At 62.3% G+C, this 24664-nt stretch carries 21 protein-coding genes and 1 pseudogene; 13 read left to right on the top strand and 9 right to left on the bottom strand.

Annotation, left to right across the window (positions count from 1 at the left end; all coding sequences use genetic code 11):
* Window positions 1–127 precede the first annotated feature (127 nt).
* From F6X37_RS26210 to F6X37_RS26200, 3 genes and pseudogenes are all read left to right on the top strand, one after another.
* Window positions 128–991 (top strand): annotated as a pseudogene (locus F6X37_RS26210) (amino acid permease); the annotation flags it as partial.
* Between the two features lie 56 nt (window positions 992–1047).
* Window positions 1048–2307: an arginine deiminase gene (gene arcA / locus F6X37_RS26205; RefSeq protein WP_187613304.1), complete on the top strand. Its 1260-nt coding sequence runs from the start codon at window positions 1048–1050 to the stop codon at window positions 2305–2307.
* Between the two features lie 409 nt (window positions 2308–2716).
* The gene (locus F6X37_RS26200) at window positions 2717–3052 is read left to right on the top strand and encodes an RcnB family protein (RefSeq protein ID WP_184061758.1); all 336 of its coding nucleotides are present in this window, start codon (window positions 2717–2719) and stop codon (window positions 3050–3052) included.
* A gap of 98 nt (window positions 3053–3150) precedes the next feature.
* Here F6X37_RS26200 and F6X37_RS26195 read toward each other — a convergent pair whose 3' ends face one another.
* The 4 genes from F6X37_RS26195 to F6X37_RS26180 form a co-directional block, all read right to left on the bottom strand.
* Complete coding sequence (locus tag F6X37_RS26195; protein WP_187613303.1) at window positions 3151–4407, bottom strand: MFS transporter; 1257 nt, start codon at window positions 4405–4407, stop codon at window positions 3151–3153.
* Window positions 4404–4967: a GAF domain-containing protein gene (locus F6X37_RS26190; RefSeq protein WP_184045144.1), complete on the bottom strand. Its 564-nt coding sequence runs from the start codon at window positions 4965–4967 to the stop codon at window positions 4404–4406. The genes F6X37_RS26195 and F6X37_RS26190 overlap by 4 nt, the downstream gene beginning before the upstream one ends.
* A gap of 38 nt (window positions 4968–5005) precedes the next feature.
* On the bottom strand, window positions 5006–6433 hold the full coding sequence (locus tag F6X37_RS26185; RefSeq protein ID WP_187613302.1) for an MFS transporter: 1428 nt from the start codon (window positions 6431–6433) through the stop codon (window positions 5006–5008).
* Between the two features lie 69 nt (window positions 6434–6502).
* Entirely contained in the window at window positions 6503–8287 is a 1785-nt protein-coding gene (locus F6X37_RS26180) for a gamma-glutamyltransferase family protein (protein WP_184023593.1), read from the bottom strand.
* 220 nt (window positions 8288–8507) lie between these two features.
* Between F6X37_RS26180 and F6X37_RS26175 the strand changes: the two genes are divergently transcribed.
* Window positions 8508–9185, top strand: a complete 678-nt coding sequence (locus tag F6X37_RS26175; protein WP_187613301.1) for a FadR/GntR family transcriptional regulator — start codon at window positions 8508–8510, stop codon at window positions 9183–9185.
* 40 nt (window positions 9186–9225) lie between these two features.
* Here the strand turns inward: F6X37_RS26175 and F6X37_RS26170 are convergent, their stop codons facing one another.
* Together F6X37_RS26170 and F6X37_RS26165 are read right to left on the bottom strand one after the other, a co-directional pair.
* A complete protein-coding gene (locus F6X37_RS26170) occupies window positions 9226–10551 on the bottom strand; it encodes a type II toxin-antitoxin system HipA family toxin (RefSeq protein WP_187613300.1) in 1326 nt (441 codons plus the stop codon).
* 2 nt (window positions 10552–10553) lie between these two features.
* Entirely contained in the window at window positions 10554–10958 is a 405-nt protein-coding gene (locus F6X37_RS26165; protein WP_187613299.1) for a helix-turn-helix transcriptional regulator, read from the bottom strand.
* An 897-nt stretch (window positions 10959–11855) separates the two neighbouring features.
* Here F6X37_RS26165 and F6X37_RS26160 point away from each other — a divergent pair.
* From F6X37_RS26160 to F6X37_RS26150, 3 genes are all read left to right on the top strand, one after another.
* Window positions 11856–12233 (top strand): hypothetical protein, encoded by a 378-nt coding sequence (locus F6X37_RS26160; protein ID WP_187613308.1) that lies wholly within the window; start codon window positions 11856–11858, stop codon window positions 12231–12233.
* A gap of 11 nt (window positions 12234–12244) precedes the next feature.
* Window positions 12245–12463 carry a YMGG-like glycine zipper-containing protein gene (locus tag F6X37_RS26155; RefSeq protein WP_187613298.1) on the top strand — a complete coding sequence of 73 codons (219 nt, stop codon included), beginning with the start codon at window positions 12245–12247 and terminating at the stop codon, window positions 12461–12463.
* 467 nt (window positions 12464–12930) lie between these two features.
* Window positions 12931–14496, top strand: coding sequence for an alpha/beta hydrolase (locus F6X37_RS26150; RefSeq protein ID WP_184045155.1), 1566 nt, complete (start codon window positions 12931–12933; stop codon window positions 14494–14496).
* 116 nt (window positions 14497–14612) lie between these two features.
* Here the strand turns inward: F6X37_RS26150 and F6X37_RS26145 are convergent, their stop codons facing one another.
* The 3 genes from F6X37_RS26145 to F6X37_RS37135 form a co-directional block, all read right to left on the bottom strand.
* A complete protein-coding gene (locus F6X37_RS26145; protein ID WP_184023578.1) occupies window positions 14613–15773 on the bottom strand; it encodes an endo-1,4-beta-xylanase in 1161 nt (386 codons plus the stop codon).
* 365 nt (window positions 15774–16138) lie between these two features.
* Window positions 16139–16447: a BON domain-containing protein gene (locus F6X37_RS26140; protein WP_090810637.1), complete on the bottom strand. Its 309-nt coding sequence runs from the start codon at window positions 16445–16447 to the stop codon at window positions 16139–16141.
* Window positions 16448–16877: 430 nt separating this feature from the next.
* A complete protein-coding gene (locus F6X37_RS37135) occupies window positions 16878–17012 on the bottom strand; it encodes a hypothetical protein (RefSeq protein ID WP_262420026.1) in 135 nt (44 codons plus the stop codon).
* Window positions 17013–17291: 279 nt separating this feature from the next.
* Here F6X37_RS37135 and F6X37_RS26135 point away from each other — a divergent pair, with 279 nt between their 5' ends.
* The 6 genes from F6X37_RS26135 to F6X37_RS26110 all read left to right on the top strand — a co-directional run bounded on the left by F6X37_RS26135 (window position 17292) and on the right by F6X37_RS26110 (window position 24561).
* Complete coding sequence (locus tag F6X37_RS26135) at window positions 17292–18446, top strand: porin (RefSeq protein WP_187613297.1); 1155 nt, start codon at window positions 17292–17294, stop codon at window positions 18444–18446.
* Window positions 18447–18645: 199 nt separating this feature from the next.
* Window positions 18646–19737, top strand: coding sequence for a LacI family DNA-binding transcriptional regulator (locus tag F6X37_RS26130; protein WP_187613296.1), 1092 nt, complete (start codon window positions 18646–18648; stop codon window positions 19735–19737).
* A gap of 189 nt (window positions 19738–19926) precedes the next feature.
* Entirely contained in the window at window positions 19927–21174 is a 1248-nt protein-coding gene (locus F6X37_RS26125; RefSeq protein ID WP_187613295.1) for an ABC transporter substrate-binding protein, read from the top strand.
* Window positions 21175–21303: 129 nt separating this feature from the next.
* The gene (locus tag F6X37_RS26120) at window positions 21304–22338 is read left to right on the top strand and encodes a carbohydrate ABC transporter permease (protein ID WP_187613294.1); all 1035 of its coding nucleotides are present in this window, start codon (window positions 21304–21306) and stop codon (window positions 22336–22338) included.
* Window positions 22335–23165, top strand: coding sequence for a carbohydrate ABC transporter permease (locus F6X37_RS26115; protein WP_187613293.1), 831 nt, complete (start codon window positions 22335–22337; stop codon window positions 23163–23165). The genes F6X37_RS26120 and F6X37_RS26115 overlap by 4 nt, the downstream gene beginning before the upstream one ends.
* Window positions 23166–23223: 58 nt before the next feature.
* Window positions 23224–24561 carry a GH1 family beta-glucosidase gene (locus F6X37_RS26110; RefSeq protein ID WP_187613292.1) on the top strand — a complete coding sequence of 446 codons (1338 nt, stop codon included), beginning with the start codon at window positions 23224–23226 and terminating at the stop codon, window positions 24559–24561.
* Window positions 24562–24664 lie beyond the last annotated feature (103 nt).

Below are 24664 nucleotides of genomic sequence, written 5' to 3'. Positions count from 1 at the left end.
GAGAAGAGGGGCTCGTTTGCGAGCCAAATTCACCGAAATGAGCGTCGATTCGATTCGTTATCCAGAAAATTTGACGCGTCTTGATCTGCAAGCCGATCCGACAGTTCATTAATCAGCGTTTCCCTAGGGCGGAGGACTCGAAGGCAATATCCTCGAGCAGGTGCGGGCCACGATGCTGGTCACCGTGTTCGTGTTCATCGGTATCGAAGGGGCGAGCGTTTATTCCCGTTATGCGAAGAAGCGCTCCGATGTCGGCCAGTCGACGATTCTCGGCTTCGTCGTCGTGACCTCGCTGATGGTGCTCGTGACGATGCTGCCTTACGCAGTGCTCCAGCGCGCAGACATCGCGGCCATGCGGCAGCCGTCGATGGCGGCGGTGCTCGAAGCGGTGGTCGGTCATTGGGGCGCGGTTTTCGTCAGCATAGGTTTGCTGATTTCGGTACTGGGCGCTTATCTCGCCTGGTCGCTGATCTGCGCCGAAGTGTTGTTCACGGCGGCAAAGACCGAAGACATGCCCGCCGTATTCGCGAGGGAAAACGCCAACAAGGTACCTGCCAATGCATTGTGGCTGACCAACATCGTGGTGCAACTGCTCGTCATCAGCACCTACTTCTCGCGCGATGCGTTCGCGCTGATGCTGAATCTGACGAGCGCGATGTCGTTGATTCCGTACCTCTTCGTCGCGGCGTTCGGCTGCATGAACGCGAATCGCGGCGACGGTTACGAGGTGCGCGCCGACGAGCGCCGGCGTGACTTCATCATGGCCGCAATCGCCTCGATCTATACGGTCTTCATGATCTGGGCGGGTGGCCTGAAATTCATTCTGCTTTCCGCCGTGCTGTATGCGCCAGGAACGGCGCTTTATATCTGGGCTCGGCGCGAGCAGAACAAGAATGTCTTCATCGTTTCCGACTGGATCATTTTTATCGTTGCGATCATTGGCGCGATCATCGGCATCTATGGCCTCGTAACCGGAAGGATCGCGATTTAGCTTTAATGAAATCCGATTGAACAGAGCGGGCCAACATTGGCATTCAGGAGATCATCATGGCGAACACGGACGCGAAAGCGGGTGAATTGGGTGTCTACTCGGAAGTCGGGCAGCTGCGCAAAGTGATGGTCTGCGCACCGGGGCTCGCGCATCAGCGTCTTACCCCGAGCAATTGCGATGAACTGCTGTTCGACGACGTACTGTGGGTCGAGAACGCGAAGCGCGACCACTTCGACTTCGTCACGAAGATGCGCGACCGCGGCGTCGAAGTGGTGGAGATGCACAATCTGCTTGCCGAAACGGTCGCGGTGCCCGAAGGCAAGAAGTGGATTCTCGACAACCAGGTGGTGCCGAATCAGGTCGGCCTCGGCTTTATCGATGAATTGAGAAGCTATCTGGAAGGGCTCGACAATCGCAAGCTGGCCGAAACGCTGATTGGCGGGCTATCCACTCACGACTTCCCGGAAGCGCATGGCGGCAAGGCGCTGGAGGTCGCGAAAGAAGCGGCGGGCGGCACCGAATATCTGCTGCCGCCGCTGCCGAACACGCTGTACACGCGCGACACGACGTGCTGGATCTATGGCGGCGTCACGCTGAATGCGCTGTACTGGCCGGCCCGCCACGAGGAGACGATCCTGAGCACGGCGATCTACAAGTTCCACCCCGATTTCGCGGGCAAGGTCAACGTGTGGTGGGGCGACCCGACTCAGGACCACGGTCTCGCCACGCTGGAAGGCGGCGATGTGATGCCGATCGGCAAGGGCGTCGTGCTGATCGGCATGAGCGAGCGCACCTCGCGGCAGGCCATCAGTCAACTGGCTGCAATGCTGTTCAAGAAGGGCGCGGCCGAGCGCGTGATCGTCGCGGCGATGCCGAAGATTCGCGCGGCAATGCACCTCGATACCGTGTTCACGTTCGCCGATCGCGATTGCGCACTGGTCGCCCCGGACTTCATGGCGAAGACGCGCACCTATTCGTATCGGCCGAGCAGCCGTCCGAGCGGCGTCGAGTTGCACGCCGAAAACAAGCCGTTCACCGACGTCGTCGCCGAGGCGCTCGGGCTGAAGCATCTGCGCGTGGTCGAGGCGGGCGGCAGCGACTATCAACGCGAGCGCACGCAGTGGGATAGCGGTGCGAACCTCGTGTGCGCGTCCCCGGGCGTCGTCTATGCATACGACCGCAACACGTACACGAACACGCTGTTGCGCAAGCAGGGCATCGAGGTGATTACGATCGTCGGTGCGGAGCTGGGCCGTGGACGTGGCGGCGGTCACTGCATGACCTGCCCGATCATCCGCGATGCGGTCGACTATTGATCAGTCAAGCGAATCAATCTGGCCGGTGACTGGCAAAGTGTCGCCCGCTCGTTGAAGTGGCGAGCGGGCGACAGCGCCGCGTGCGCTTGCGCCGCCGCCAGGAACGGCGCGATCCGTCCAGACGATCGACGCGACGAATCGAATCGCCCCGCTAATCGCCGGGTTGACGCACGCGGTAGTGGTGGGCAGGTCCGGCTTGAAGTCGAACTTCCTTTTACTATACTTTTTAACGACTTCGCGCCTGAATTATCGAATTTGATATCTCGCGATTTGCAAGGATTACATTCGATAGACCAGCGATCGCTGCAATGAAGTTCGAGTTAATGAATCTGCGAGTAGCTGGACGATCACTTTTCACGTCAATCGCGTGAATGCTCGGAGCTTTCATCCACCGCACGGAGGTTCGAATATGAATAATCGCTTTGTTGCGCAACTCGTCGCCTTGTCGTTTGCCGGTATGTCCGCGCTCGCGATTGCGGCTGGGCCCATGAAGGACCAGGGCGGCGGCCAGATGGCCGGTACGGGCCGTCAGCAGGTGATGCCGACGATTCCGCACCGTGACTGGCATAAAGGTCAACGTGTGCCGGCCGAATACCGTAACTACAACTTCATGATGGACGACTGGCGCGGACATGGCCTCAATGCGCCGCCGCGCGGGCACAAATGGCTGGGTGTCAATGGCGACTATGTGCTCGTAACGACGAACAACTGGACCATTTCAGACATTGTCGCCGGAACCCAGTAATGCTTCCTCGTGGGGCCCGGGCTATCCGGCGACCAGTTTTAGCGCCGGAACCTGGGCCATTCATCGACACGACATGATTTCGTCATTTTCGCGTCGATTTAATGCTGCGTGTCGTATAGCCGGTCGGGAACGAACAATGCAGTCACGCCGCTCAAAAAGAACACCGCGCCGACCACGAGAAAGCCAAGTCCGATCGAGAACTGCGTCGCGATAAAACCGATGACGATCGGCGCCGCCCCCGAACAGAAGCGCCCGAGATTATACGAGCCGCCCACCGCGGTGCCGCGCACCGACGTCGCAAAACTCTCCGACATGAATGTGCCGATCGTGCCGAGTGGCACGCCGTACAGAAAGCCGAAGACAAGCATCAGCGTGGAAATGTTGTCGTGGGTGTGCCAGAAAATGATCACGGGCAGAAAGAGTGCCGCACCGATACAGCCGAGCACGTACACGCCGCGCCGGCTCCAGCGGTCACCGAGCCAGCCCGCGAAGATCTTGCCGATGAAGGCGACCACGTATGTGCCGATCATATAGCCGGTCAGCGAGCTGAACTTGATGTGCAATTCCTTCTCGAGATACGTCGGCAGCCAGTTGTTCAGGCCGTAAAAGCCGGACAGCACGAAGACTGACGCGAAGGTCCACAGGATGAACATCGTGCGCGCCTGGCGGTCGCGGAAAATCTGCGCGTAGCGATTGTCGACGAGCCGCGTTTTGCTCGCACGGTCGGCAGCCCGGCTCGCGAGCCATGCCGCCGGTTCGGGCACCGCGAACTTGATCACGAATGCGAGCAGCACCGGCACGGCAGACACGTAGTACAGCGTGCGCCAGCCGTACTGCGGCAGGATCCAGTTGCTGAGTGCGATCACGACGATATAGCCGGCCGAAATGCCGGTTTGCAGCATGCCGAGTACCAGCGAGCGCCGTTCGGTCGGCACATATTCGGCTACGAGCGTGGTGACCAGCACCATGCAGCCAATGCCGAGCGAACTGATAAAGCGCACCGCCGCGAATTCGACGAAGCTGTGCGTGAACCCGAGCATCCCCGCGCCGAGCGAGAACAGCGCGAGCGCCCATGCGATGACCCGCACGCGGCCGAGACGATCGCTCGCCCAGCCGCCGACAATGCCGCCGATCGCCATGCCGAGCAAGGTCAGACTGCCGAGCGCGCCCGCTTCGACATTGGTCAGCCCGAAGTCGTCCTTGATGCGCGACAGGGTGAGGCCGTACATCATCACGTCGGCGCCATCGGCGATCAGCGCGAGGTAGGCGAGCACGAAGACCAGCACCCAGCGGCCTTGCGAGACGGCGGAATGGGTCACCGCTCGATAGTTTTGCAGCTCGGATGGTGTTTTCATGAACGGGCGGCGCAAGCGGGGGATGCCGTATTCTGCTTGAGCAGAGCGGGGACAAGGAAGGCGCCGATCAGGAGGCCTATGCTTTCATGACGGCTGGTGTACCAGCCTTCCTTGTGGGTCAGGTTCATCGTACCGATGCACACGCCATCATAGGCGATCGGAATGTTGAGGATCGAGCCGAGACCGATACCCGTCATCACCGCATGATCGTCGAAGACCTCGCGAATGCCTTGCGACGTGGCGGCACGAAACGGCTTCAGATCCTGAAGTATCTGTCGCGCCCACGCGGTGCCTTGCTTCTTTTTGCGGCCGCCCAGTGGATAGATGTCCGGCAGGTTCGTGTAGACCCGTTCGACCTCGTGACGCCGCGCATCGTAGGACATGATCGTGAACAGGCTTAGGCCTATCGCCTTTGCCGCCACCGCGTGAACCGCGCGGAACAGCTCGAGCGGTTGGTTCTTCAGGCGCATCGCCAGCGCGAGACGCTCGAGGTCTGCGATATCCAGCATCTGCGTATCGTGCGGTGCGGGTTCGGTCAGGTTGCCTTGCATCATTTGCATCGCGTTTGCATCGGAAAGTGTGAAAAGTCGCAGTGCGTTTAGCCGTGCATGCGGGTGGAGTTCAGCTGGCCTCGCGCGTCGCGAGCCGGTTCGAGTTCGCTCGCCTCGATATCTTCGAGCGAGCGGTTGCGCGTTTCGATGCCGAGGAAGAACACCACGCATGCGCCGATCACCAGCACCGTCGTGGTCATCGCGAATACACCGAGGAAACCGGACAGCGGATAAACGAGGCCGACGAGGATCGGCGCGCTGACCGAGCCGATGCGGCCGAACGATGACGACGAGCCCGTGCCCGTCGTGCGTACCGCGGTGGGAAACACTTCCGGCGTGTAAGCGTAGACGCCGGCGAATGCGCCGTTCATGAAGAACGACAGCGCGATGCCCGCGGTCATGATCTGTATGCCGGTGTGAGAAAACGCGAGCGTGATCGCGGCGATGCCGCCGAACAGCATGTAGGAAGCGACCACCGCCTTGCGGCCGATCTTTTCGTTGAGCCACGCCGCCGAGAAGTAACCGGGAATCTGCGCGCCATAGATTGCAATCGAATAGCCGAAGCTCTTCGTCATCGTCAGCCCTTCCTTGACGAGCAGGCTCGGGATCCACGCGAAGAACGAGTAGTACGCGAACGCGACCGAGAACCACATCAGCCAGCTGACCGCGGTCGTGCGCGCGAGTCGCGGCGACCACAGCGTGAGCACGTTGCGCCACGCGTTGCCGCGCGCCGGCGTCGAGGCCGGCGTGGGCAGCGTGTGAAGCGCGTGGTTCGCAGTCACGGGCGCAAGCGCAATGCCGCGCTCGACGAACGCCGCTTCGATGCGGCCGACGATGCCGTTCGCTTCGGCCGCGCGGCCCTGGCTTTCGAGCCAGCGCGGCGATTCCGGCAGCGTCCGGCGCCACCACAGCAGCATCACGACGGGCAGCGACGTGATCACGGCCAGATAGCGCCAGCCGTCGACGAAGTTGCGCACCACCGCGAAGCCGAGAATCGACGAGGTCAGATAGCCGAACGACATGAAGCCGACCAGCGCGCCGCAGAAAATGCCGCGATAGCGGCGCGGCACGAATTCGGCGAGAAACGGCGCGATCACGACCGTCTCCGCGCCCGAACCGAAGCCCGCGACGACGCGCAGCGCGAAGAACGTGTGCCAGTCGTGCGCGGTCGCGCTCGCGAGAGACGCGACGCAATAGATGGCGAGCGCGCTCATCATGATGCGGCGCCGGCCGATCACGTCGGCGAGCACACCCGACAGGAACGCGCCGAAAAAGTAGCCGATATAGGTGCTGCTCGCGACGAGCCCGGTCTCAGCGCTCGTCAATTGCCACAGCTTGCTGACGACCGGCAGCAGGAACGCGAGCGACGACGAATCGAGCCCGTCGAACATGTACCCGAGCCCGCCGATCAGCAGCAGTCTGCGGTGAAAGCTCGACAGGGGAAGTCTTTCAAGACGGGCGGCGACGGCGGACACGGCAACTTCTCCTGAAGGAAATGGCGCGGCGAGGCCGCGCGTTCTGCGCTGATGGATGCTTCGGGCCGCTTATCGGCCGATTGCGTAGGCCTGCATCTGACGCGGTGTAGCGGCGCCTCGCATCAAACCGTTGCGGATCGCGACCGCGCAGACCCGGCCGAGCGCCCACGGTTCCGCGACGGTGAGGTCGTGGCCCCGCGCGTGCAGTTCGGCGAGCGTGCTGTCCGGAAAGCGCGACTCGGCCGACATCTTGCCGAGCTGCATCGCGCGCGGATAGAACGAGCCGGGGAAGTGCGCGGTCTGGAACGAGGGCGCATCGGCGGCGGCCTGGAAGTTCATGCCGCCATGCACGTGCTTGAGGAACAGCTGCAGCGACCACTGATCCTGCTGGTCGCCACCCGGCGTGCCGAAGGCCGCGTACGGTTTGCCGTCGCGCGTGACGAGCGTCGGCGACAGCGTGGTGCGCGGCCGGCGGCCCGGGCCGAGTGACGAAGGCAGGCCTTCTTCCATCCAGAACATCTGCGCGCGCGTGGTGACGTTGAAGCCAAGGCCCGGCACCGCCGGCGACGCCTGCAGCCAGCCGCCCGACGGCGTAGCCGACACCATGTTGCCCCAGCGGTCGACCACGTCGAGATGCACGGTATCGCCGCGCAATTCGGGCAGCGGCGCGAACGTCGGCTCACCCTGGCCAAAGCCGCCGGCCTGCTCGCGCCCGGCATTCGCGACGATGCGCGCGGCGCGTTGCTCGCTGTCGCCGAGCAGCCCGGGGCGGAATTCGAACGACGCGCGGCGCGGATCGATGAGGCGGCGCCGCTCGTCGTTGTACGCGTCGCTGAGCAGCACGTCCATCGGCACATGCGAAAACGCCGGGTCGCCGTAGAACACTTCGCGATCGGCGAATGCGAGCTTCGAGCACTCGATCACCGTGTGCACGAAATCGGGCCCGAGGGGGTCCATCGCGCCGAGATCGAAACCCTTCAGCAGCGCGAGCTGTTGCAGGAACATCGGGCCCTGGCCCCACGGGCCGGTTTTGTGCACGCGCATGCCCGCGTAGTCGTAAGACACCGGGTCTTCGTAGGTTGGCTCCCAGCGCGCGAGATCGCCCGCATCGAGCAGACCGCTGTTGCGCAGGCCCGAGGTGTCGAGCACGGCGGTCGAACGGAAGTACTGGTCGATCGCGTCGGCGACGAAGCCGCGATAGAAGACATCACGCGCGCGTTCGCACTGCTCGGCGCGATCGCTGCGCGTATTCGCCTCGCGCAGGATGCGCTTGTAGGTTTCGGCGATCGCGGGATTCGCGAACAACTGGTTCGGCATCGGCGCCTCGCCGTTGCGCAGCCATTGCTCGGCCGAGGTCGTCCATTCGGTGCGGAAGAAGTCCTGAATCGCGAGAATCGACGATGCCATGCGTGGCAGCACCGGATAGCCGTTTTCCGCGTAGCCGATCGCATAGCTCAGCACTTCTTCGAGCGGCAACTGGCCATAGTCGCGCAGCAGCGCCATCCACGCGCCGAATGCGCCCGGCACGACCGCGGGCAGCAGGCCCGTGCCCGGCACCACGTCGAGCCCCATCTTGCGCATCCGCTCGATCGTCATGCGCGCGGGCGTCACGCCTTGTCCGCACAGCACGCGCACGCGTTCTTCGCGCGCGCTGTAGAACACCACCGGCAGCTCGCCACCCGGACCGTTCAGATGCGGCTCGACGATCTGCAGGACGAAGCCGGCCGCGGCGGCGGCGTCGAACGCATTGCCGCCTTTTTCGAGGACCGCCATCGCCGATGCGCTTGCGAGCCAGTGCGTCGAGGCCACCATGCCGAAGGTGCCGATCAGTTCTGGACGGGTTGTAAACGACATGCGCGACTCCTTGGCGACGACGGTCCGAATGGAAGAACCAATATGCAGTGGTTCAAATGGAGAAAATGAAAGCGTAAAACTAACGAAGCCGGGTTGCACCCGGTGTTAACCATCAACCTGCGACCCAGTATAGCGAATCAAAAATCACCGGGCGTTGGTATGTCATGCCGCCGCGATTCTGGTATCGTTGGGACCAATACAAATTGGTTCAGTGGACAACATGGACAAACCGGTACTGGATGCGCTGCTCGACTACATCGCCGATCATCAGTTGAAGGACGGCGACGCGCTGCCGCCCGAACGAAAGCTCGCCGAGGAACTGGACCTGAGCCGCCGCGACCTGCGCGCGGCGCTCGCTTCGCTCGAGGCGTCGGGGCGCGTGTGGCGCGGCGTCGGCCGCGGCACCTATCTGGGCGCGCGGCCGCTGAAGTTTGCGCCGACGCTGCGCGGCTTGCGCGCCGGCACCAGTCCCGCGGATATCGCCGAAATGCGGCTGCTGTTCGAGCCGGCGCTGGCCGCGCTGGCCGCGACGAAAGCGAGTGGCGACGACCTGCAGGAACTGGAGAAATGCGCACGCAAAAATGCCGCCGCGAAAAACGACGACGAGTGGCAGCAATGGGATCATCGCTTTCATTTGCTGATCGGACATGCCACGCGTAATCCCGCGTTGATTGCGTTGATGGAGGTGATCAACGGTATGCGGGTGAAGCCGGAGGTGCGCGAGAAAACGTCCGCGCAGGAGACGCGGCAGTTTTTCGCGCAACAGCATCAGGCGATCGTCAATGCGCTGAAAGCGCGCGATGCGGATGCGGCCGCGCAATGCATGCGCGAGCATCTGCTGAGCGTGCAGTGGCGTGCGTCGGCGAAGACCGATGGTGCTGCGGCGCGGCGGGCGTGAGGTTGCCGTGGTGCCGCGCGTCGGTCAGGATGGCGGCGCTTTACTGCGCGAGCTTCCGGTTCAGTCGGCGCATGCCGTCGAAGACCGCATCGGCCACGTCCAGCGGAAAGGCGGCGGGCAGTTGCGACGAGACTGTGTCGATCACCGTCTCCGTTTGCGCGGTCAACTGATCGATCAGCGTATCGACGTCCGCGGCGGAAAAACCGACGCGCTGTCCTTCGGCCACCCAATGCCGGCGCTGGATCTGATTGAGCAGGTAATGGACGTTCTTGCCGCGAACCGCCATCGCCAGTTTCACTTTTTGCGCCGCGAGGCGCCCCGCGCCGCTGCCGATGATCGGATGCGCGGACAGCACGTCATAAAGCGGCGTGGATTCGTAGCGATTGCCGGGCAGATGCGCAATGCTGAAGTTCTTCGCGTGGCCATCGGTCGCGGCGAGCAGCCAGAAAACCAGCTGCGTCGCGAAGAAGTTGCGCCGGTCCGTCGGCGCGCGTGTGGACCTCGCGAGTATCTCCATGATCGCCTCGATGCCCGGACCGCCGTCGGACTCGTACTTGTGCAGCGCCGACGTGCCAGTGGCCTGGCACATGTCCTCTTGCGGCAGACGCACGATCCACGTGGCGTCGCTCGACAAACGGCGATCGAAGCGCTCGACGATCAATACCTTCTGCTCATCGAATCGCGCGATTTCGCAACGCGCGATGGGGAGCCCGTAGGCCGCGACGATCTGCGAGCACAGCCATTCGTTTTCCACCGACGTGCGCATATCGGCGCGCATGTTGCCGACCAGCCCAAGCGGCAGCTTGAAGATGTGCGTGGTCGGCGTGCTGCCTTCGGGCAGCAGCCAGCGATTGCGATGACGGAGCAGCGCGGTTTTTTCCTGCGCGCCGGCGATCGACAGACGCAGGTCTTCGAGCGGATCGTGCTGCCCGAGCGGCGCCGCCGTCGTCGTGCCGCGTAGCAACGCCGCGATGTCGCTGTCTCTGAGTTCGCGACCGTGGATGCTCGTCAGATCGCTCGGCTCTTCGTCCGGCGACAGCAGTTGCAATGCGCCGACGCAGTCGCGTCCGAGCGCGGTGAGCAACGCAAACGGCGCGGCGCTGCCGGTCCGGTAGCGCGCGGCGATGCGGCGCCGGATCGGTTCGCTGTCGGGCAGCAGGTTGTCGAAATAGTCGGCGACGATCTGGCCGCGATACGCCTGATTGCCCGGTGTGAACGGCAGCGACAGCGATAGCGGACGTCCTTGCGGATCGTCGATCCATTCGTCGGCATAGCTCAGACGTTCGCCGCTGCGTGTCGTTTCCCAGGCGCCGACCCGCAGGCCGTTCATCCACAGATTCAGACGGTTCGGTGTGCTGCGCGCCATGCTTACCAGTCCTCCCGTTTCTTGCTGGTGCTGGCCGCTTTGGTTGCCTTGGCGGGTTTGACCGCTTTGGGCTTTTGCGCTGAGGGTCCCGGTTTGAGCGGCACGCGCGTGGCGCGTTTAGCGTTGCCTTTTGCGTCGGCCGGCGCTCCGGCGACCGGCGCGGCGTCTTCCACGGCCACGCTTGGCGTCGATCCGCTCTGCGCGAGCTTCAGATCGACCTGCAAGACCCGCAACACCCTGAAGAGCCGTTCGACGCTGACGGTCGCCGGATTCGCTTCGAGTTGCGCGTAGGTCTGTTGCGTGACCCCGAGATGCGCGGCCATCGCGGCCTGAGTGAGGCCGGCGGCCTTCCTGAAGCCCTGCAGGATCGGTCTGAGCTGGCTCAGTGTCTTGATGGCGTAGTCCACGGTCGATCTCCGGTTCGGCTGCGGCGGCGTAACAGCCCAAAACCTGTAAATAACAGATACAGTCTATACTCTGTATTTGGCAAATACAAGCTAGAGACTGTTAATGACGAGCACGGACGCATTGGAAACGGCGTCCCGTCACGCTACTCATCACGCAACTAACGGTCAACCGCGCACCGCCACCCCCTTCGCTGCTGCGCAGCCCCTGCGCCGCAGGCAACATGTGATCCACCGAAAATAAAGATGATGGACAAACGCAACCATAAAATCGCATCTGTTTCACTGCTGGTTGGTGCTGCCATCAGAAGAAGCAACGCCTCGACCGGAAATAGATAAATCCGAATCGTTTTCGATTGACGATCTAATCAGGAAGCCGAACATTCAGGCAAAACAAAAGCTGTTTTCGCATCGCGTGGCTAGAACACTGAATGGCCGTCGATAACGAATCGCTAGCAATATCACGGGCGCTCAAATCGAGCGCAGGATAACTGACGAGTGTTGACGCGCATTGCATCGTATCCTTTCGCTCGCTGAATGAAATTTGACACAAATGTCACGCGCCGCGCATCGAGCCGAAACGGGCTTGGAAATTACAGAAAAGGCTGTAGACTCTATAGCGTGTATTACGCGGCGACGCCAACACGAGTCCAATCGTTGCGCGCCTACAGCATCTGTGCAAATCACTCCAATCCGCCATGAGATTTTCTGCCATCAAGGTGTCTATTCGCTGATACGACCCAACGCCAATAGAAGCCGAACCGGCGAACCACGCCGACCGGTGAGCCTGAAAGGAGATTCGACGAGACACACAGACCATTCTTCCAAATAACGCGATCGACGCCGCCGGATGCGGTTGCCGGCGGGCCGCTGGAGAACATAACTTCTTTGGAGTATGTGATGGCAAGCAAACCACAATGGCGAACGCTGTTATCTCTGACTTTTCTATCGCTGGCAATGATGGGCAACGTCGCGCGTGCGGAGAGCATTCCAATTGTCACAGGCCAGCAATGGATGCAGTCGACCGATGAGCAGAAGAAAGCGTATCTGGTCGGCATCTCGAATTTGATCGACGTCGAGCGCGCCTATGCCGGCAACACGGCGAACAGCAATGACATCGCGCAGCGCTTCGGCAAGGGCATGCAAGGCCAGACACTCGACAGCGTGCGTCAAGGCCTCGACGGCTACTACGCCGCCAATCCCACGATGATCCAACACCCGGTGATCGAGACCCTCTGGTTCCAGATGGTCATGCCCGGCCTGAAGAAAAATCAGTAAGGAGAACGATCATGAAACGACTTGGGTGGATCGCCAGTATTGGCGCACTGGCTGCGATGATCGGTTGCACGGACATGAGCCCGCAGACGCAGGGAACGGTGAGCGGCGCGGCACTTGGCGCGGGCGCCGGCGCGGGCATCGCGGCGATCTCCGGCGGCGATGCGTGGACCGGCGCGATCGTCGGCGGCGCGGCGGGCGGCGTGGCCGGCAATATCCGCGGCCGTCAGTAATTACCGGCGAGCAGGCAAGGCTGGGGCGCGACCTGGGTCACGTCCCGGTTTCGTTACTGAAGCGCACGGCCCGATCAGGCCTTGATCAGGCATTCCACGGCCGTCGAGTGAAGCGATTTCCGAGGCGTCGCTGAAGGACCGTTCTTCCATGAGGCACCTCTCCCTTCCCCGCGACGCCGTATGCATTCCGCGCCATTTTCCTCACGTCGAATGTCAAGTAGCGAAGCGAATGGGGCGAATTCATTCGCGCTCGCGACATCGCGCATTCCCAGTTCGTCATGAAAATCATCCGTTCATACTCGAGCCGCTGTCGACGTCGCGTTGGCCGCCCGGCCGACAAAGTTTGAACCGGTGATTAAAAGCCCTTAGGATATCCACATCGGAAGCCGCCGCGATGGCGGCATGCGCACACCACGCAGAGAGCAGTCTGCGCGCGGTGCAACCTTCATCTCATCAAGAGAACACGAATGCTGCGCACGTCACTGAAGGTAATAAAGATAAGTGCATGGGTTCTGGTGCTGCTGGCGGTGCTCGCATTGGGGCTACGCGCGTGGTATTCGCAGCGCGGGCCGGAGCTGTCGGTATGGCACACCTATGTGCCGCGCGAAATGACCGTCGAGGAAATGGACACCGCCGACTGGAACGCATACATCAAAGCGGAAAATCGGATTTTCGACGACGTGCGCGTCAATGTCGTCGAAAAGCTGCGGCCGTCCGAGCGCATTCCGGCGAACCGCTATTACGAGGGCTCGCCGATTTTTCCGTGGCATTTCGCCGAAAACTGGAATCACTCGTACATTCTCGAGCCGTCGGGGCCACCCGTCGGCGCGGTCGTGCTGCTGCACGGCATGACGGATGCGCCGTACAGCATGCGGCATATCGCGCGTCGATATCGTGATCGCGGTTTCGTCGCGATCGGCATCCGCTTACCCGGACATGGCACGGTGCCGGCGGGGCTCGTCGACGTGCACTGGCAGGACTGGACCGCGGCCACTCGGCTCGCGGTGCGTGAAGCGCGCCGTCGCGTGGGGCCGGACAAGCCGATCGAGCTGGTCGGGTTTTCGAACGGCGGCGCGCTCGCACTGCAATATGCGCTCGACGCGATCGAGAATCCCGCGCTCGCGCGTCCGACGCGCGTCGTGCTGATCTCGCCGATGATCGGCGTCACGCGTTACGCACGCTTTGCCGGTCTCGCCGGATTGCCCGCGGTGCTGCCGGCCTTCGCGCGCGCCGCTTGGCTCGGCATCGTGCCGGAGTTCAACCCGTTCAAGTACAACTCGTTTCCGGTGAATGGCGCGCGACAGTCCTTTCTCCTCACGAGCGTGATTCAGGAACAGATTGCGCGGCTCGAGCGCGAGAACCGGCTCGATAAGTTGCCGCCTATCCTCACGTTCCAATCGGTGACGGATTTCACGGTCAGCACGCCAGCGGTGATGTCGGCGCTCTACGACAAGCTGCCGGAGAACGGCAGCGAAATCGTGCTGTTCGACGTGAACCGCAGCGTGCGCTTCAGGACCTTCCTGCGCTCCGCGTCGTACACGGCGCTCTCGCGCCTACTGCGCATCGGTCCGCAGAACTATCGCACGACGGTGATCACCAACGTGTCGCCGGATTCAGCGCATACTGTCGAGCGCAGCGTTTATGCGGGCGAAGTGCAAACGCGTGTCAAGCCGCTGGATATCGACTATCCGCAGGATATTTTCTCGTTGTCGCACGTCGCGATTCCATTCCCGATCACCGACGCGCTGTACGGCATCGCGCCGGACGATTCGGAGAACTTCAACGAGAACCTCGGCACGCTCGCGCCGCGCGGCGAACGCGGCACACTGATTCTGACGCTCGATTCGATGTTCCGCATCGCGTCGAATCCGTTCTTCCCGTATCTGCTGCAGCGTATCGACGAAGGCATCGGCAAGATGCCGCCGCCGGTCGTCAAGTCACCGCCGCGCACGCATGAAACCGCCGACGGTCCGCCCGACGATTTCCCCGAAAATCTGAATGCGCTCGAGCAGGTCGGCTCGGACGAGCCTTGAAATCATTTCGATGCTTTGAATCAAGCTGACGGCAATTGCACTGCCACCCTCGCGAGATGTGACCAGACGGCTCGCACCTACCGCGGGCCGCCTGCTTTTCGGCTCGAAGATCGACGTTACGGCTGATACGACGAATCGACGATCGTCCACAGCGCCGCTTTCGGCTGCAGGTTCGCATCGAACGGTAGCGGCAGGTTGTTGCGCGGCACCGGCGTCGACGTCAGCCACGTGTGCTTGTCCGAATAGCCCCAGAACGTGACCGCCTTGATGCTCGGCTCCTGCTCGAACAGAGCGAACACGGCGCGATAACGCTCGGCCTGCGCGCGCATGATGTCGTTCGGCACTGGATGCCCGAGGTCCGGCAGACATGCATGCGGATCGCTCCAGCATTCACCGGGATCGGCATAGAGACTCACGTCGAGCTCGGTCACCTGGTTTTCGAGGCCGAGCGCGGCGACGTCGTCGAACGCCTGCTTGATGTTCGGCAGCGGCGGCCAGTTTACGCTGATATGCATCTGATGCCCGACACCGTCGATCGGCACGCCCTGCGCGCGCAAATCGCGGATCACTGCGAGCAGCTTTGCGCGCTTGCGCGGATCGTCGGTGTTGTACTCGTTGATATAGAGCTTCACGTTCGGGTCCGCCGCGCGCGCCGCGCGGAAGGCGATCGCGATGTAGTCCTTGCCGAGCGTCCGATACCACGGACTGTCTTCGCGATACACCTGATGCGGATCGTCGCTGATCACTTCGTTGACTACGTCCCACGCGTAGACCTTGCCTCGGAAGTGTGTGACGACGTCGGTTACATATCGATCGAGCCGCTTCGCGACGATGTCGTGATAGAGCGGATCTTTCGGATCGCCGGCGAAGAACCAGTCCGGCGCCTCGGTCCAGTCGCCGGCCTTGAAGTGCCACAAGAGCGTGTGCCCGCGCACCGCAATGCCGTGCGCTTGCGCGAACGCGACGATCCTGTCGGCCGGTTCGAAGTTGTACTTGCCTTCCGCGACGCCGATCGTGCCCGGCTTCATCTTGTTCTCGGCGGTCAGGCTCGAGAACTGGGCGGCGACGAGCGCCGCGTCGGCGGGACTGTCGATTGAATCAGGTTCAATCGCCGCGCCGACCTTGAAGTGCGCGGCCATCACACTGCGCAATGGCGGCAGCGCCTCAGCGGGCGCCGCGGCGAGCGGCTGGCCGTCATGAGCGACGGCGGCCTGGTTGTGCGCGCAGCCTGCGGTTGCGAGCGCGCAAACGGCGACGGCTGCGCAGAGCATGCGCATTGAAGTCCTCAAAGGACGCACTCCTGGTCTCCTTGTGACGGAATGCCGGTTCGGAGGTCTTCTGTAACTATGTTTACCGTTACCGGTAACAGTGAAGATGTTAAGCAGCCTCTGTCAGCGCCGCTATGAGGGATTTACCTGACATATCGACGAGACATGGATGGTGAATCAGCGTCGAGTCGACCGGCTTGACACGGCGTGGGTTGAAAGCGCTTTCAGATGGGGATTGCACGGAACCGCCGCGCGGCTAACGGCGCGAAACAGGGCGCCAGTCACTGAATCCCAACTGGCGAGACAGGAAAACCGAATCCGTTGAACGCGCGGGTTTGCTTCAATCGTCGTCCGCGCGGCGATTCAGTTTGATTTCAATGCCCGTTCAGCGAGCCAGCGTCGGGCGAGAGCCGGTTGTCCACCGAGGTGACACCCGGTACCGACATCGCACTCTGCTCGGCACGCGCGACATGGTCCCGCTCTGGCACCCATCCGACCAGCGTGATCCGCCCCGAGTGGGCAAAGACGAACACATGTGACATCCCGACTCCGCTGTGCGCCTCCGCGACCCGCACGCTATGGGCGAGTTGTTGGTCGGTGGCTTGCGAATCCTGGGCATGGGCCGCCGGCGCTATTGCGCTTGAAATCAGCAGCGCGAGTGTAGAAACAAGGGCTGTTTTCACGATACCTCCTTAGAGTGCCAAGGTGTGCCGGCAAAATCCGCCGGCAAATCTTCCGGTTCGACTCGATGCGAGGCGTCGGAAGTGCACTGGACAAAATCCTCTTTCCACTGCATGCGTCGCGGTTATCGCGGTTGCGCGCCGAGGTTTTGCCAGTCGGGGCGATGGGCGGTCGTGCCGTCGCCCGCAGAAAAGTTGCAAGGGCAGCGTGTTCGAGCGGGACGTCGCATGTGCGGCGTGGCGGGGGAACAGCGAGAGCCGAGGGATGGGAACTGGCTGGAGCGGTCGTGATCGAGCGCGAGAGCCAGACGGATGCGCCGACAATCCTGCACCCAGCCGGCTACGCCGCTGAGCCCGGCTCGTTGCCTAGCATCGTATGCATTGATGATAGTCGCTAATGTCCACCACTGCTGGCGGCTCCTGCGCCAGTTCGTCAAGCCAAAACCGGCAATGCAAGCGAGACGGCTCGTTGCATCTTCGCAACATCAAGCGCGAAATTTTGCTTGCGTTCGAGCGTGTTTTCCTTGTTAAGCAAGCGCTGAGCGACGCGCGAGACGGATTCGCCCATCGTTTCGGTGCATGAGTTCAAACGGATTTCCGACGCTTGTGACCATCACGTAATGGTCACAAAGCAGGGCGCTACTGCGGGATCGTCGGGCGCGCAACTGTTATCGATAACAGCGTTTTCCCTGAGCAGTTAGTTTGATGCGCGGCGCAAGGTCATTCCTATAATCGCCTCGAAATGTGAAGCAAATAAGTAGCGAACATTTCGGCAAGAGGGGAAACGTGTGAGAACGCGTGCGTCCTGTGCGGCTTGGAGACGCCAAAATATATATAGGAAATCTAAATGAAGAAGAAGCTTATTGCTGTGTCGGTGATGGCAGCCGCGACGACGGTGGCCCATGCGCAGAGCAGTGTCACGTTGTACGGCCGTATCGACAACGGCATCCAGTTTGAAACCGGCCTCCCGGGCGGCCACGCGTGGTCAGCCCAAAGCGGCGACTGGGGTTGCTCGTGGTTCGGCCTGCAGGGCGCCGAAGATATCGGCGGCGGCACGAAGACGGTCTTCCAGCTCGAAGGACAGCTCAACACGATGACCGGTGCATCCGCGGGCAATCTGTTCGGCCGCCACGCGACGGTGGGCCTGACGAACGACCACTGGGGTTTGTTCAAGATCGGTAACCTCGGCGCCGGCGAACTTTCGCAGGACAGCTGGGGCACCGACCCACAGGTGATGCAGCGCTACGCGATCTCGACACTGGTGCGCGGTCGCAACTGGGCGAGCACCAGCAACGGCGCGGAGTACAACTCGCCGGTGCTGCTCGGCGGCCTCGTGCTGAAGGGCCAGTATTCGCTGACCAACAACACGAGCTGGAACTCGGCGCCTGTCAACTCGGCTGGCGTGCCGACCGGCCAGGGTCGTACGAACGCGGTCGAAGGTGTGTACACGTGGGGCAACGGCGACGTCCGCGTGATCTATGACGAAGTGCGCGGCGCCAACGGCTCGTTCAACAACGTCTACTCTGCTTCGCGGATGGCCCTTGTCGGCGGCACGTACGTGCTAGGTCCGGTCAAGCTGTACGCGGGCTACCAGCACCTGAGCGCGCCTGACGCGACCAACGCGAGCGTGGGCGTAACCGATGCGTCGCAGCCTCTCGGCGTGAGCGCGCCGACCAGTGTGAACCACGAATGGGTCGGCGCTGCATGGCAGGTCACGTCGCCCACGCTGTTGACGGCTGCGGTCTACCACGCCAACGCGAACAACGGCAACGGCAATGGAACGCTGTTCACGCTCGCCGCGACGTACGCGCTGTCGAAGCGCACGTTCCTGTACACGGAAGCCGGCTACGTGCACAACAGCTCGACGTCGAACCTGAACCTCGGCAACGGGCCGTACGGCAACAACAACTTCGATGCGGTGACGGGCACGTCGTCGAACAGCAACCCGAACTATGGTCATAGCCAGACCGGCGTGTTCGCCGGAATCATGACCTCGTTCTGAGTTGAGGTTGCCTGATCAGCAATCGCAGTGATCTCTTTGTTTCAAGGACTGTTTATTTCTCTTTCATAGAGAGGCCGGTGCGACGCCTCCTCCACCCTCGTCGCATCGGCTGCTTTTTCTTTGTTTCGAATTCATCACCGGACGTAGTGCGCCTCTTCATATCTGAAAGCGCTTTCATCACAGGATTCAGGCAGAACTCATGACCCACGACGGCTCCAACGATAAACCCGGCGCGCCCAAGGTATCCAACGTACCCGCTGCGCCCAACGTGACGCTCGAAGCCATCGCGCGCGCGGCCGGTGTTTCTCCGAGCACCGTATCGCGGATCCTGAACGGTTCTGCGCGCGTGCTTCCCGCCAAGCAGCAGGCGGTGGAAGCGGCGATCGCGCGTTTCAACTATCGGCCGAACGTGCTCGCGCGCAGTCTCGCGAGCGGGCGGACCGAAACGATCGGCGTATTGACGCAGGCGGTGTCGAGCCCGTTTTACGCCGAGTGGCTGCGCGGCATCGAGGAGTCGTTGTACGAACCGGGCTTTACGCCGATCTTCGTGAGCAGCCGCTGGAACATCGACGACGAAAAGGCGCGCCTCGAGCAGTTCATCGCGCGGCGCGTCGATGGAATCATCTTGCTGCACGCGCAACTCGATGAGTCGACGTTGACCGACTACTCGCGGTACGCGCCAATGCTCGTACTCGGCCGCTCGGTACACAACAGCGCGACGCTCGCTGGCCTGCCGATCGACAACATGCAGGGCGCACGCGACGCGACCCATCATCTGATCGAGCAAGGCCATCGCGAGATCGCCTTCATCGCCGGGCCGGCAAGTCACGAGGATGCGATTGAGCGCCTCGTCGGCTACCGGACCGCGCTCGAGGAAGCGGGCATCGGTTTCGATGCCGATCTCGTCGAGCAGGGCGATTACCTCGAAACGGGCGGCGTCGCCGCGATGGAGCGGCTGATGGCGCGCCATCCATCGTTCAGCGCGGTGTTCTGCGCAAACGATCAAACCGCGTATGGCGCGCGCCTCGCGATGTTCCGCCGCGGCGTGCGGGTGCCGGACGACGTGTCGCTGGTCGGCTTTGACGATTTGCCGACATCGTCGTACATGACGCCGCCTTTGACGACAGTCCGCCAGCCGACTTACGAAATCGGCCGCCTCGCCGCACAGGGCATCGTGCAGATGATCCGCAAGCAGTCGATCGCGCTAAGCCCGATTCCGCTCACGCTCGTGACGCGTGAAACCACGCGGCGAATCACGCCGCCGGTAAAACGGGGGGATACGCGTACGTAGCGGTTGTTTTTTGGCCTCAACGTGAAAGCGCTTTCAGGTATCGGCAGTCAAGCAGAAATTCAGCAGCGCATTCAGCGCCAGGCAAAGCAGCACCGAGCAAAGCAGCAACAAAGACAACAGGGGAAGAAGGTCGCAGCAACCGGGTATTCATCGAATGCAATTCAAACAGGGTTCTTCAGGAGACGAGTAATGAAATTCCGCTTTTCAGGCTCTGCCACCGCCGTTCTGCTCAGCCTGGCCGCAGTCGGCGCGCACGCCAACACCACGTTGACGGTCGCGGTCTTTCCGAAGCTGGATCAGGAAATCAAGGACGCGCTTCCGGCGTGGAAGAAGCTGCATCCGGACGTCGACATCAAGGTCTCGTCGCTCGCGATCGCCGATCACCACAACGCAATGACCACCGCACTCGCGACGAGCTCCAATCTGCCCGACGTGATGGCGGTGGAGGTCGGCTTTATCGGCCGCTTCGCCTCGGGCGGCGGTCTCGAAGATCTGTCGAAGGCGCCGTATAACGCGGGCCAGTACAAGAGCCATTTCATCAACTACACGTTCGCGCAGGCGACCACGCAGGACGGCACGATCGTCGGCATGCCGGCCGATATCGGTCCGGGCACGCTGTTCTATCGCAAGGACCTTCTCGACAAGGCGGGCGTGACCGAAGCCGACCTGACGAAGTCGTGGGACTCGTACCTGGCGGCCGGCGTGAAGATCAAGAAGGCGACGGGTGCGTACCTGATGGCATCGTCGCGCGATATCGAGGATATCTACATTCGCGCCGACCTGAAGGAAGGCGATGGCGTGTACTTCGACAAGGCCGGCAATCCGGTCGTCACGTCGCCGCGTTTCGTGAAGGCGTTCGAGCTCGCGAAGAAAGCACGCGACCTCGGTCTCGACGCGAAGATCACGCCCTGGTCGAACGAATGGGCCGAAAGCTTCAAGCGCGGGACCGTCTCGACGCAGATGATGGGCGCGTGGCTCGGCGGCCACCTGTCGTCGTGGATCGCCCCGGACACGAAGGGTCTGTGGCGCGCGGCCAATCTGCCGAACAACGCGTACGCATCGTTCGGCGGCACGTTCTACTCGATTCCGGCGAACGCGACGCAAAAGCCGATGTCGTGGGAATTCATCAAGTTCCTGACGACGCGCCAGGACACGCAGCTCGCATCGTTCCGTTCGATCGACGCATTCCCCGCGCTGCTTGCCGCGCAGAACGATACGTTCTTCGCGGAGCCGGTCGCATTCCTCGGCAACGAGAAAGCGCGTCTGATCTGGCGTGACGCAGCCTCCCACATCCCGGCGATCCAGCGTAGCAAGTACGACCAGGTCGCCGAGGAAGCGGTGCATTCGGCCCTCGACAAGGTCGTCGACGACGGTGCAGACGTGCATACGGCGCTCCAGGAAGCGCAGGACCAGATCGCGCATCGGGTCCGCCGTTAAGCGGTATCGATGCAAGGTCGCGGCACGCTGCGTGCCGCGACCGAAGTGTGTCGCAGTGCGCTGCAAGTCTGCTGCAAACAGCGTGGCCGGTCATCGATCCCGGCGACGCCCGACTGGACGGAACTATTGATGAACACCCCGCTGCCCACGACCCCAGAGGTCGCCCGCGATGCGCGCGCGAGCGACGTGCCGAGCTCGCCCGCGCCGTTCGCCGCGCCGCGCAGAACTTCGCGGCTCGATCCGGTGAAAGTCGCGCCCTACCTGTTTCTCGGTCCATTTTTCCTGCTGTTCGCGCTATTCATGGCGTTCCCGCTGCTGTTTTCGCTGTACCTGTCGTTCCAGAGCTGGGACGCGACGGCGGGGCTCGCGAGCATGAAGTGGGTGGGTCTGTCGAACTTCACGTTCACGCTGACCGACCCGTGGTACTGGAAGTCGCTGTACAACACCGCGTCGATGGCGATCATGTCCGGCGTGCCGCAGCATCTGGTGGCGCTGCCGCTCGCATTCTTTCTGCAAACCGCGTTTCGCCGCTGGCGCAACCTGGTGGTCGGCCTGTACTTCCTGCCGTTCATCACGTCGAGCGTCGCGATCGCGCTGATCTTCTCGTCGCTGTATTCGACCGACTTCGGCATGATCAACCTCGCGATCGCCGAACTCGGCAAGCTGCCCGGCCTGCACTGGATCGTGCCCGCGCATCCGATCGAGTGGCTCTATAGCCCGAAGAACGTCAAGCCGGCAGTGTCGGTCGTGATCTTCTGGCGCTATGTCGGCTGGAACACGGTGCTGTATCTGTCGGCGCTGCAAACCATTCCGAAGGACCTTTACGAGGCCGCGCGCATCGACGGCGCGAACGGCTGGCAACAGTTCACCCGCATCACGATTCCGCTGATCAAGCCGATGATTTTCTTCGCGGTCACGCTGTCGATCATCGGTGGGCTGCAACTGTTCGAAGAGCCGTTCATCCTGCTGCCGAACGAAGGCATGGGTACCAGCCAGTCCGGTCTGACGACGGCCGTCTATATGTATCGCACCGCATTCCACGACGGCGATTTCGGCACCGCGAGTTCGATCGCATGGCTGCTGTTCATTTCGATCGGCGCGTTGATGTGGTTGAACACGCGGATCTTTCAACGCAGCGGCATGAACGAGGAGACACAGCGATGAAATCGTCGAGCAACAAGGGCCGTTATATCGGCTACGCGATCGTGGCGGCCGGTGCGCTGCTGATGTTCTCGCCGTTCTACTTCATGTTCGTGTTCGCGACGCACACGAGTTCCGAGATTTTCTCGATGCCGCCCCCGCTGTGGTTCGGCAGCGCGTTTCTCGACAACATGGCCTCGCTGATGCGGCACATTCCGTTCTGGCGCAATCTCGGCTGGAGCTTCTATACGGCCACGATGCAAACCGTGCTGACGCTGCTCGTCACGTCGATGGCCGGCTACGCGTTCGCGATGTACGAATTCCGCTTCAAGAAGACGCTGTTCGCGATCGCGCTGACCGCGATGCTGGTGCCGCCGTTCCTCGGCATGATTCCGACCTTCATGACGATGAACCTGCTCGGCTGGATCGATCAGCCGCGCGCGCTGTACGTACCTGGCGCGGCCGCCGCGCTCGGCGTGTTTCTGATGCGCCAGTACGTCGCGGCGGCGATTCCGTCCGAGCTGATCGAGGCGGCGCGCATCGACGGCTGCAGTGAATTCCGCATCTACCGGAGCATCGTGATGCCGCTGCTGGGACCGGCGCTGGGTACGCTTGGACTGATCAGCTTCATTCAGGCGTGGAACAACTTTCTGTCGGCGCTCGTCGTGCTGCGTTCGCCGTCGATGTACACGCTGCCGCTCGCTCTGCGCATTCTGCAAAGTCCGACCAATTCGGATTGGGGCGCGGTGATGGCGGGCTCCGCGGTCGCGGTGCTGCCGTTGCTGGTGCTGTTTGCATTCACCTCGCGGCGTCTGATCGACGGTCTGACGACCGGCGCGGTCAAGGCTTGAGATTCTCTCTTTCATTTTTCACGCCCTCGCGGGCGTGACATTCAGGACAACATCATCTATGTCGACGTATCGATTCAACGAAGACTTCGTCTGGGGCGTCGCCACCAGTTCCTACCAGATCGAAGGCGCAGCGCATGAGGACGGCCGCGGCCCGTCGATCTGGGACGCGTTCTGCAACGTGCCGGGCAAGGTCGTGAACGGCGAGAACGGCGATGTCGCATGCGATCACTATCACCTGGTCGAGGACGACCTCGACCTGATGGCCGAACTCGGGGTCAAGGCTTATCGCTTTTCGATCGCCTGGCCGCGCGTGCAGCCGACTGGCCGCGGCGCATTCAACGACACGGGCCTCGCGTTTTACGAGCGCCTCGTCGACGGTTTGCTCGAGCGCGACATCCAGCCGTTCGCAACGCTGTATCACTGGGACCTGCCGTTGTCGCTGCAGCATACGCAAAACGGCTGGGAAAGCCGCGACACCGCTTATCGCTTCGCGGACTACGCGCGCAAGATCGGCAGCGTGCTCGGCGATCGCATTGCATCGATCGCGACGCACAACGAACCGTGGTGCACCGCGTGGCTCGGCAACGCAACCGGCTATTTCGCGCCGGGCAACGCCGATCTGAAGAAGGCCGCGCATGTCGCGCACCATCTGCTGCTGTCGCACGGTCTCGCGTTGCAGGCACTGCGCGCCGATGGCGTGAAGGCGCCGCTCGGCATCGTGCTGAACCAGTCGCCGGCGCATGGCGCGACGGATGCGCCCGAAGATCAGGCCGCCGCGTCGCTCGAATACGCGAAGTTCGTGCGCTGGTACATGGACCCGCTGTTCAAGGGCGAGTATCCGGCCGAGGCGCTGGAATGGTATGGCGCGAACGGTCCGCAAGACGTGATCCGGAGCGGCGATTTCGACGTGATCGGCACGCCGATGGACTTCCTCGGCGTCAACTACTACACGCGGATCTTCGCGAGCGCATCGGGCGAGAAGCGTCCGCCGGGCGCGCTCGGCTTCACCGACATGGATTGGGAAGTCTATCCGCAAGGTCTCACCGAATTGCTGACGCGCATCAACGCCGACTACAAGTTGCCGCCGATCTACATCACCGAGAACGGCTGCGCGGCGAAAGACGTGCTCGATAACGGCCGCGTGCACGACGCCGAGCGCGTGCGCTTCTACGACCTGCATCTCGCCGCCTTGTCGGACGCGGTGAAACAGGGCGTCGACGTGGCGGGCTATTTCGCCTGGAGCCTGATGGACAACTTCGAATGGGCGTCGGGCTACGACAAGCGCTTCGGCATGGTCTACGTCGACTACGCGAGCCAGGAGCGCACGCTGAAGGACAGCGCGTTGTGGTATCGCGACGTGATCGCGCAACACGCCGGCGTCGCGGCCGTGCGCTGAGGCGCACGCCCGGCGACGGGCGCATCGAACCTCGCGTGGCACGGCAGTAGTGCGGCAGTGGGATAGCGTCACGCGGGGTCTGCAAGTACAAGGATTGAGGAGG

The organism is Paraburkholderia sp. 31.1 (assembly GCF_014397645.1).
In the GTDB taxonomy this organism is placed as follows: domain Bacteria; phylum Pseudomonadota; class Gammaproteobacteria; order Burkholderiales; family Burkholderiaceae; genus Paraburkholderia; species Paraburkholderia tuberum.
Note: the sequence above shows the minus strand (reverse complement) of the source record. Positions and strands in the feature narration are given on the sequence as shown.